We start from the raw sequence: 6,272 nt of genomic DNA, 5'->3' as shown, positions 1-6,272 counted from the left end.
GGCTGGCATCCGACAGCAACAGTGGGCTGTATTGGCACGGCAGGGGCGTGCGCTCGCCTTCTCAAGCTCGACGCGACGCAAACGGCGGCGGCGATGAGCCTGGCGGTCAGCATGGCCTCGGGCAACAAGGCACAGTTTGGCACCGAGGCCAAGTCGTTCCAGTGTGGCATGTCGGCATCGAACGCGATTGTGGCGGCGCGGCTGGCCGCCGCCGGCCTGCAAGGCAACCTCGAAGTGCTGGAGGATCCGCAGGGATTCCTTTCGCTCTATGGGGGGCCGGCACCACGCGGCTGGGACGAACCGCTGAAAAAGCTTGGTAAGCCACTGGCGCTCGAGGAGTTCGGGCTGGCCCCGAAGCGTCACGCATGTTGTGGGTCCGCGCACAACGCCATCGACTGCGTGCTCGATCTGAAGCGCAAGCACGGTTTCACGGCAGCGGACGTCGAGACCATCGATATTCTCGTCGGCGCGAGCAACAAGAAGAACCTGCGCTACGACGATCCCGTCGACGAATTCCAGGCGCGCTTCTCGATGCACTACAACATTGCGCTGGCCCTGTTGCAGGGAACGGTCACACTGGCTGATTTCACACCCGAAGCCGTCCAGCGCAAGGCAGTGCGCGACCTGTTCAAGGTGACCCGCCTCAAAGCCCGTGCGTTCGAAGACGAGCCCAAGGACCCGGACGATCGGCCACCGCACATCGTCACCATCACGCTGAAGGATGGTCGAACGTTCGAGGCGCAGCGCATCTATGCCCGGGGACTGATTCAGGACCCCTATTCCGACGAAGAGCGGCTCGCCAAGGTTGTGGCGTGCTGTGCCTCGCTGATGTCAGCCGGCGCGCTGGATGCCCTCGTGCAGCAACTTGCCGGGTTGCGCACGCTGAAGAGCATTCGTTCCATGACCGCTACGCTGGGAGTCAAGCATGACTGAGGCTGCTATGAAGCGAAAGGCACTGGAAAGCGCCCTGCGTTTTTTTCAGGATGGCCGCTTCGCGGAAGCGTTGGCCAGGCGCGTGGCGTATCGCTCTGTCAGCGGTCCCGATGCGAAGGACGAAGATCTGCTGCCGTACTACCGGGAGATTCTGGCGCCAGACCTGACTGCGATGGGATTTCGCTGCACGTACCTCGCCAATCCCGTCACGGGCGGTTCGCCCTTCCTGCTGGCGGAGCGCATCGAGTCGCCAGAATTCCTGACGGTCCTCACCTATGGACACGGGGACGTGGTGCCGGGCTATGACGACCAATGGGAAGAAGGGCTGTCCCCGTGGTTGCTGACCCTGCGTGACGACGCATGGTACGGCCGAGGCGTGGCGGACAACAAGGGGCAGCATCTCACCAATCTGACCGCATTGCGCGAAGTCATCGCGGCGCGCAATGGCCGTCTGGGCTTTAACCTGAAGGCGCTGTTCGAACTGGGTGAGGAGCGCAGCTCGCCTGGACTGCGTCAAGTTTGCAAGGAAAACGCCCAGGTGCTTGCGGCTGATCTCTTCATCGCCTCGGACGGCCCACGCGTCAGCAAGGATCAGCCTACGCTGTTCCTCGGTTCGCGCGGCTCCGCTGTGTTCGAGCTGTCCTGCTCGCCGCGTGCTGGCGGACTGCATTCCGGCAACTGGGGCGGCATCATGAAGAATCCAGGCGTGGTTCTTGCCAGTGCCATTGCATCGATGGTCGACGGCAAGGGCCGGATCCTCGTGCCAGACCTTCTGCCGCCGCCGATTCCTGCCCCCGTGCGTGACGCGCTTGCGCGGCTGAAGGTCGACAGCGAGAGCCTCGGAAGAAAGATCGACGACGCGTGGGGCGAACCGGGCTTCACGGCTGCAGAACGGCTGCTTGGCTGGAATTCGCTGGAAGTGCTGACCTTGCATGCAGGCAACTACGCGAAGCCGGTCAACGCGATCCCGCCTGCCGCGCATGCGCACCTGCAACTGCGATTTGTAGTGGGCACGAACTGGACGGCAATCGAGGACATCGTGCGCAAGCATCTCGACCGAGCAGGTTTCCCCGATGTGCAGGTGAAGCTCGTCCGCGGGTCTCCCGCCACGCGTCTCGATCCCACCAGTCCCTGGGTGAGTTGGGCCAAGGCCGCGGTGAAGGATGTGATGGGCACGGAGCCGGCAGTGGTGCCGAACCTTGGCGGCACGGTGCCAAACGATGTCTTTTCCGACATCCTCGGGCTGCCCACGGTATGGATTCCGCATTCGTATCCGGGTTGCAAGCAGCACGCCGCAAACGAGCATCTGCCGCTCACCATCGTTGCGCAGGGACTGGCGATGATGGTGTCAGTGTTTTGGGAGCTTGGCGAGGCGGGAGCGCTGGCTGCGCGCAGTGAGCACCGCGCCGTCCAGGCGGCTTGACCGAGCGGCGCAAGGATTTTTTTGGTGGATGAAAATGGGTGATACAAGAATGTCAAAGCATTTGCTGGGACGCCGCTTCGTCGTGATGGCGCTGGGATTGGCAATGTCGGGGGTTGCCCTGGCGCAGGGTCCGGGCTACCCGTCGCGCCCGATCCAGTTGGTCGTGCCTTTTCCCGCAGGCGGCAATACCGATGTGGTGGGCCGCATGGTGGCGGCGAAGCTGGGCGAACAGCTCGGCCAGTCCATCGTGGTCGAGAACCGTGCGGGCGCTGGCACCGTCATTGGCGCGGCCTTCGTTGCGAAGGCCCCGGCCGATGGCTACACGCTGCTCATCAGCTCGGGCTCAACCTTCACCTCGGGGCCGGCCATCGCCCCGAAGCTGCCGTACGACCCCGTCAAGAGCTTCGAGCCCATTGGCCTGCTCGGCCGGAACGCGCTGGTGCTGTTGGCCGGAAAATCCGTGTCAGCGCACACATTGCAAGACGTGATCGCAGCCACGCAGGCCAAGCCGGGGGACTATAACTATGCGTCGTTTGGCAATGGTAGCACCGCCCACTTTGCTGGTGAGATGATCAAGACCGCCACGGGCATCCGCATGACCCACGTCCCGTACAAGGGCAGTGCTCCGGCAATGAATGACCTGCTAGGCGGTCAGATCCAGTTCGATATCGATACCGTTCCCGCGGCGCTACCCTATATCAAGGAAGGGCGTATCAAGCCGATTGTCGTGACCACGGCCAAGCGGTCGACACTCCTGCCCAATGTCCCGACTCTCGCGGAGAGCGGTGTGAAGCTGCCGTCCATTTCGACATGGGTAGCCATCGCCGCGCCCAGGGGACTGCCGCCGGAGACCAAGGCGAAGCTGCAGAAGGCGCTGGCCGATACGATGACGAATCCGCAGATGCAGGAGAAGCTGCTGGCCACCGGTTTCGAAGTCGGCTACGCCGATGGCAAGGCCGTGGAGGCCTTGATTGCGGAAGAGCTGCCGCGCCTGAAGTCCGTGGCGCAACAATCCGGCATCCACGCAGACTGACAATCGAGCCATGCAACCATTTGCCCTGAGTGCCGCCGAGGCATCCGAACGGATCCGCCATCGCGAATTGTCGTGTGAAGAACTGACGCGATCCACGCTGGACCAGATCGCACGCAACGAGCCGATGGTTCGCGCCTTTTCATATCTCGACGAGGATACCGTCATCCGACGTGCGCGTGAACTCGACAAGCGGCAGCCAGGGCATGCGTTGCACGGCCTGACGATCGCAGTCAAGGATGTCATCGAGACAGTCGACATGCCGACGACGTACAACGCGTCTGCCTATGCCAACCATCGTAGCGGCAAGGATGCCGCGTGCGTCGCGACCGTGCGCGCGTTGGGAGCATTGGTCATTGGCAAGACAGATACGGTAGAGTTCGGGACAAACGGCCGGCCGGCGGCCACGCGAAATCCTCACAATCTTGCGCATACGCCAGGAGGCTCATCGTCGGGCTCCGCGGCTGCCGTGGCCGCGGGTATGGCCCAGCTGGCGTTCGGGACGCAGACGGGCGGCTCCATCATTAGACCCGCTGCGTATAACGGCATCTTCGGATTCAAGCCCACGCATGGCGTAACCAGTGCCGAAGGCGCCAAGGTCTATGCGCCAAGCCTCGACACGATCGGCTGGTATGGCCGCAGCGTTGCCGACCTGGATTTGGTTGCCAGCGCACTTCAGATTTGCGATGAGGACGCCGATGCCATGCGGACGTTGCGGGGGCTCAAGGTTGGCCTGTACCGTGGTCCACACTGGGGTAAGGTCGATGCATCAGGTCAGACTGCGTTGGAATCGATGGCGACCGCCCTGTCTCGCGAGGGTGCGGAAGTATATGACCTGGAGTTGCCCGCCGATTTCGCGAGTTTGACAGCCGCACAGCAGGTCATCATCCGCCAAGAGGGCCGCCGAAGCTTCCTTCCGGAACTTGTGACACGGCCGGATGACTTGCATCCTTCGATCCGGCAGACTGCCGAAAACAATGTCGGCTACAGCCATCGCGACTTGGTCGCTGCCTATGATTTGGCCGCAACTTGCAGAAGGCAGTTCGATGCGCTGTTCGGTAACGATGGGCAGCTGGACGTGGTCTTGACACCGCCTTCACTTGGTGAAGCACCTTTCGGCCTAGATGACACCGGTAGTCCGGTGTGTAATAGCGTCTGGACACTGCTGCATGTGCCATGCCTAGCAATGCCCGCCGGATTGGGCGAGAACAGATTGCCCGTCGGTGTACAGCTAGTTGGGCGTCGGTTTGGTGATCGAAGTCTGCTTGATATTGCCGGCAGCATTGAACGTCAGCTAAGTTTGAAGTTCGTCAAAGGGTCGCTTACCGCAGAGGAGGTCTGGCCTACCGCGCTGCTAGGCGCGGCGCGCTTGGCAGCGCTCTAGCGTCAGCGCCGACAGAGAATCTGGCCGAAACTCTAGGTTGTCAGCCCCGATGAACGGACCCCGTAAAGTTGGACGGGTAACTTAGGCCGCCAAGGGCTGAGTTCTGTACTTCACGGGACTCAGCCCTTTTAGTTTGAGCTTGATGCGGTCGTGATTGTAGTAGTGAATGTATTGGCGCAGGCCTTGCTGTAGCTCCTCGACGCTGGCGAACTTGTTCAGGTAGAAGAACTCGGACTTCAGGGTCCCGAAGAAGCTTTCCATAACGGCGTTGTCAAGGCAATTGCCCTTGCGTGACATGCTGGGACGGATATTGCGCTGCTTGAGCATCCGCTGGTAGGCCGGCATCTGGTACTGCCAGCCTTGGTCGGAATGCAGGACCGGCCGGTCCTGCGGACATAGGCGCCGGAACGCTTTCTTCAGCATGCTGCTCACCATCTCGAAGGCCGGCCTGTGGGCGGTCTCGTAGGCGATGATTTCGCCGTTATACAGGTCCAGCACCGGGGAGAGGTACAGTTTCTCGCCAGCCACGTTGAATTCGGTCACGTCGGTTACCCACTTCTGATTCGGACGCCTGGCCCGGAACTGCCGTTGCAGAACGTTGGGCGCGACACGGCCTACCGTGCCCTTGTAGGATCGGTATTTCTTTGGCCGTACCAACGACTTCAGTCCCATCTCGCTCATGAGGCGCTGGACCGTCTTGTGGTTGACGATCATGCCGCTTTGCCGGATTGCTGCTGTGATGCGGCGGTAGCCATAACGGCCCATGTGTCGGTCGAAGAGGTCGCGAATGCGCGCTTTCAGGCCCGCATACTTGTCTTGGGCCTGGAGCACCGCCTGCTGGTAGTAAAACGTGCTGCGCGCCAGCCCCGCCGCCTTCAGTAAGCCGACCAATGGATACTGCTGCCTCAGCTCAAGCACTATTTGCGCTTTTTGGGTTGCGCAGATGTCTTGTTCGCTTGAACCAAGGCGTCGAGCTTTTTTAGATACGCCACCTCCGCGCGCAGGTTCTCGATCTCCTTGAGCAAGTCCTTGCGGGAGCGCTCGTCGTCGGGGACTGGGGTGTCGGTTGCAGGCTTGCGAGGCGTGGCTTGTGGCATCGTCTTGGGGCGCCCGCGAGGTCGGGGCGACAGGGCATCCATACCGCCACTATGATAGCGGCGCTCCCAGACCCCAATGCAGCCAGGGCTGCGAATGTCGAACAAAGCGGCCGTCTGTCCGATCGACAAACCATCTCGCCACATGCGCCGCAGCACCGCCAATCTGAATTCGGCGCTGTAGTGGCTGAATTTTTTGCGCAGCCCGTCTCGGCCATGCTGTCGGTAGCTGGCCACCCAACGCTCCACCAGACTATGGCCAATACCATGCTCGGCTGCGATTGCGTTGAAGCCGGCTCGACCGGCCAGGTACTGCCTTACCACTCTGAGCTTGAATTGCTCATCGTACTTCGCCATGAAAAACACCCCAAAGGTTGGATGGATGTCCAACTTCTGGGGTGCAGTTCA

5 protein-coding genes are annotated in these 6,272 nt (G+C 61.6%); 4 read left to right on the top strand and 1 reads right to left on the bottom strand.

Annotation, left to right across the window (positions count from 1 at the left end; translation table 11 throughout):
- The 4 genes from AC3FLX_RS33535 to AC3FLX_RS33520 form a co-directional block, all read left to right on the top strand.
- The coding region (locus AC3FLX_RS33535; RefSeq protein WP_488701540.1) for an MmgE/PrpD family protein at nucleotides 1-933 on the top strand (933 nt) is incomplete at its 5' end.
- Complete coding sequence (locus AC3FLX_RS33530) at nucleotides 926-2,356, top strand: M20 family metallopeptidase (protein WP_488701487.1); 1,431 nt, start codon at nucleotides 926-928, stop codon at nucleotides 2,354-2,356. The genes AC3FLX_RS33535 and AC3FLX_RS33530, both read left to right, overlap by 8 nt.
- A 49-nt stretch (nucleotides 2,357-2,405) precedes the next feature.
- The gene (locus AC3FLX_RS33525) at nucleotides 2,406-3,389 is read left to right on the top strand and encodes a Bug family tripartite tricarboxylate transporter substrate binding protein (RefSeq protein WP_488701486.1); all 984 of its coding nucleotides are present in this window, start codon (nucleotides 2,406-2,408) and stop codon (nucleotides 3,387-3,389) included.
- Nucleotides 3,390-3,399: 10 nt separating this feature from the next.
- Nucleotides 3,400-4,770, top strand: coding sequence for an amidase (locus AC3FLX_RS33520; RefSeq protein ID WP_488701578.1), 1,371 nt, complete (start codon nucleotides 3,400-3,402; stop codon nucleotides 4,768-4,770).
- An 81-nt stretch (nucleotides 4,771-4,851) separates the two neighbouring features.
- Here AC3FLX_RS33520 and AC3FLX_RS33515 read toward each other — a convergent pair.
- Nucleotides 4,852-6,221, bottom strand: a protein-coding gene (locus tag AC3FLX_RS33515; protein WP_488693732.1) for an IS3 family transposase whose coding sequence is annotated in 2 segments (ribosomal slippage) — nucleotides 4,852-5,753 and nucleotides 5,753-6,221 — 1,371 coding nt in all. Because the reading frame shifts where the segments join, the coding sequence is not laid out codon by codon here.
- Between the last annotated feature and the right edge of the window lie 51 nt (nucleotides 6,222-6,272).

The sequence above is a fragment of the Cupriavidus sp. 291-E7 genome (assembly GCF_057798835.1).
Note: the sequence above shows the minus strand (reverse complement) of the source record. Positions and strands in the feature narration are given on the sequence as shown.

Coding starts and splice junctions, on each gene's coding strand:
- AC3FLX_RS33525 (WP_488701486.1), top strand. CDS start 2,406: ATGTCAAAGCATTTGCTGGGACGCCGCTTCGTCGTGATGGCGCTGGGA.
- AC3FLX_RS33530 (WP_488701487.1), top strand. CDS start 926: ATGACTGAGGCTGCTATGAAGCGAAAGGCACTGGAAAGCGCCCTGCGT.
- AC3FLX_RS33520 (WP_488701578.1), top strand. CDS start 3,400: ATGCAACCATTTGCCCTGAGTGCCGCCGAGGCATCCGAACGGATCCGC.